The 3022-nt window shown below is 64.1% G+C and carries 5 protein-coding genes; 1 reads left to right on the top strand and 4 read right to left on the bottom strand.

Annotated elements, in window-relative coordinates; translation table 11 throughout:
- The 4 genes from EN984_RS28560 to EN984_RS28545 all read right to left on the bottom strand — a co-directional run.
- The coding region (locus EN984_RS28560) for an aldo/keto reductase (RefSeq protein ID WP_164765707.1) at positions 1–708 on the bottom strand (708 nt) is incomplete at its 3' end.
- Positions 705–1058, bottom strand: a complete 354-nt coding sequence (locus tag EN984_RS28555) for a TIGR04076 family protein (RefSeq protein ID WP_127270671.1) — start codon at positions 1056–1058, stop codon at positions 705–707. The genes EN984_RS28560 and EN984_RS28555, both read right to left, overlap by 4 nt.
- The gene (locus tag EN984_RS28550) at positions 1059–1541 is read right to left on the bottom strand and encodes a DUF3830 family protein (protein ID WP_127270673.1); all 483 of its coding nucleotides are present in this window, start codon (positions 1539–1541) and stop codon (positions 1059–1061) included. It lies immediately after the preceding gene.
- Positions 1538–2272: a GntR family transcriptional regulator gene (locus EN984_RS28545; RefSeq protein WP_127270675.1), complete on the bottom strand. Its 735-nt coding sequence runs from the start codon at positions 2270–2272 to the stop codon at positions 1538–1540. The genes EN984_RS28550 and EN984_RS28545 overlap by 4 nt, the downstream gene beginning before the upstream one ends.
- Positions 2273–2398: 126 nt before the next feature.
- On the opposite strand from EN984_RS28545, the gene EN984_RS28540 reads away from it, so the two are divergent.
- Positions 2399–3022: ATP-binding cassette domain-containing protein (locus EN984_RS28540; protein WP_127384124.1), on the top strand; the 624-nt coding region annotated here is incomplete at its 3' end.

Below are 3022 nucleotides of genomic sequence, written 5' to 3'. Positions count from 1 at the left end.
GTATTTCACCAGCGAGCGGTTTTCGAGCGGCGTGGCCGGTTCGGCCACGCCGAGCCATTTGTCGCTGAGAAAGCCGCCGGCCACCGAGCCATAGCAGAGGAAGCTGACGCCGTGTTTGGCGGCGAGGTTCGCCAAGCTGTTGCCAGGCCGCTGGTCGAGCACCGAATATTGCAGCTGCTGGCTGACCAGCGGTATGCCGGCGGCAAGGATTTCAGCCAGGCGCGGCGTGTCGAAATTGGTGGTGCCGAGATTGCGCACCTTGCCTTCAAGCCGAAGCTCGTCGAGCCAGCCCATCGCCTCGACATAGCGAGGCTGGTCATAATCCCACCAGTGGAACTGAACGAGATCGAGCCGCTCGGTCTTCAGCCGCCGCAATGACTGGTCGACGATGCTCCTGATGTAGTCGCGGCTGATGCTGGCCAGCCGTTCGAGGTCGGGCACCAGCTTGGTGTGCACCTTCATCCGGGCGGCGACATCGAGGCCGCGCTCACTGGCCAGTCGCAGGCGCGCGGCGCCGATCAATTCCTCGACGCCGGTGTAGATGTCGGCGCAATCATAGGTCCAGATGCCGGCATCGAAGGTGGCGATCAGATCGGCCACCGCCTGGCTGCGGTCGATGGCGCCGTGGCCGCCGGCCAGCTGCCAACCGCCGCGGATGACGCGCGAGATGGTGTAGCCAGAGCCGAGTTCGAAGGTGTTGGCACTCATCTCAGGTCATCCTCTTTAGGCAGCGGCACCGCCGTGGTCTCGGCGTGGCTGAACCGCCGCTTGGCCATCCTGACGATCCTCAGCCGGCTGGCGCAATTGGGATCGGGACAAGCGATCTCCGCGTCCGAGGTCATCCAGTCGTTCGGGTGGGTTGGGCGCTGCTTGGCCGCCAGCAGAGGCAAGACGGCGGCGAGCGAATAGATCGAAAAACCCTGCCCTGCCGGCATCGACAGCATCTCGCCCTTAAGTTCGAAATAGTCGCCTTCCTTGGCGCCGCAATAGATCGGCTTGCCCTCCGGGATGACCGCCTCGACGCGAAGATCGAACAGCTCGAAACTGTCGTCGGCCATTCAAGCCTCCATCAGGCTGAAGGTAACATCGCAGGCGCCGTTGCGGCGGATGACACCGCAAGCGGCGGCGAACCGGTCACGCTCTTCGACGCGCACTTGCGCCACCACGCTGCCGGCCAGCCAGCCGATCGGGAACAAGAGCCGCGCGCCCTGCCCGTAGTAGAGGCCGATGTCGAAGATCGCATTGGGATTGCCGCCCCACATGCGTGGCGGCACGTAGGAAAGCACGATGTCGCCCGGCTGCGGCGTCAGCGTCGCGTTCTCGGCCGGCAACGGTTTCGCATAGGCCTGGCCCTCGAGATCGGCCGCGGGAACCGGACAGGAGATTTCCGGCCCCGTCCACATCGCATGGATGCCAGGGACGACACGTGGCGTGCCGAGATAGGCCGAGAGGAAGGCAGCGTTTTCCGGTGCCTTCTCGGGCAGCAGCAGCGCCGTGACGGAAAGCTGCGAGCGCGGCTCGGTGATCCTGATGGCGGTCATGTCTGGTCTTTCGCGGCGGCGGCCTGCAGCTTGCTGCGCAGGAAGGTGAAGGGGCGGCTGATGTCGGCGACAAGCGATTCGCGCGCCGCCTGCGCATCCTGCGTGGACAGCGCCATGACGATGCGGCGGTGATACTGGGCGGTGTCGACTTCGCCGGCCTCCGAGAAGGCATAGATAGCGACGCGGATGCAGGGCCCCGATTGCAGCCACAGGCTCTCGATCATCGGGATCAGCACGGCCGAGCCGCAGGAGCGGTAGATCTCGAAATGAAAGCTCTGATTGAGCGTCACTTCGCGATCGACGTCCTTCTTGTGTTTCAGCGCCCGCATCTCGTCCCATTCGCCGAGAATGGTTTCGATGGTGGCGATCTGGCGCGGGCCCATGCGGGCGGCGGCCAGCGCGATCGCTTCGCCCTCGATCAGGATGCGGGCACGCAAGAGATCATCCAGCCGTTCCAATGTGATCGGCGGCACACGCACCGAACGGTTGGGCAGCGCCTCCAGCGCCTTTTCCGTGATCAGCCTGCCGAGCGCCTCGCGCACCGGCATGGTCGAGGTGACCAAGGCGTCAGCTAGGCCACGGATGGTCAGCACCTGGCTCGGCTCGAACAGGCCGCCGATCAGGGCGCGGCGCAATTCCGAGTAGACGCGGTCCTGCACAGTTTCGCGGCCGACTGGCGCAAGCTGGGCCGCGATCGCCTCGTTGTTCTTTTCGATGGCAGCCTTTTGCATGGAATTCCGTTCTTGGCCGGTTTTCGGCTTGCGGATGAAATTAAAGCCGAATAGCGTGATCAAAGCAAGTGTGATCACAAATCATAATCAGGAGACGGCAACGATCGTCTTCGGCCAGAGGGTTTGATGAGCGAGGCAACCAAACGGCAAGGGGAAACCCGCGCGCCGGTTCTGACGGCAAGGAATGTCGTCAGGCGGTTCGGCGGCCTTGTCGCGGTCAACGATGTCTCGTTTGACGTCAAAGCGGGAGAAATCCTCGGCTTGATCGGCCCCAATGGTGCAGGCAAGACGACGATGTTCGACCTGCTCGCCGGCAGCATCCTGCCGACCAGCGGCGAGATCCTACTCAACGGCACGCCTGTCTCGGGCGAAGCCGCGCATCTGCGCATCGGTCATGGCGTTGGCCGAACTTTTCAGATCCCGCGCCCGCTGCCCAATCTGACGCTGATCGAAAACATTATGCTGGCCGCACAGGGCCAGGCCGGCGAAAAGCTGCTCGCCAATTTCATCACGCCATGGCGCGTCGCCGCGCAGGAAAGAGCCGCCAGGACAAAGGCGCTCGAACTGCTGGAACTGGTCACCCTCACCCATCTCGCGCATGAGCCGGCGCGGGTGCTTTCCGGCGGCCAGCGCAAGCTGCTCGAACTCGCCCGCGTGATGATGGCCGACCCGGCGATCATACTGCTCGACGAACCGGCGGCCGGCGTCAACGCGACGCTGCTGGAGGTCATCATCGACCGCATCCGGGAC

This window comes from Mesorhizobium sp. M7A.F.Ca.CA.004.12.1.1 (assembly GCF_003997835.1).
In the GTDB taxonomy this organism is placed as follows: Bacteria; Pseudomonadota; Alphaproteobacteria; order Rhizobiales; family Rhizobiaceae; genus Mesorhizobium.
Note: the sequence above shows the minus strand (reverse complement) of the source record. Positions and strands in the feature narration are given on the sequence as shown.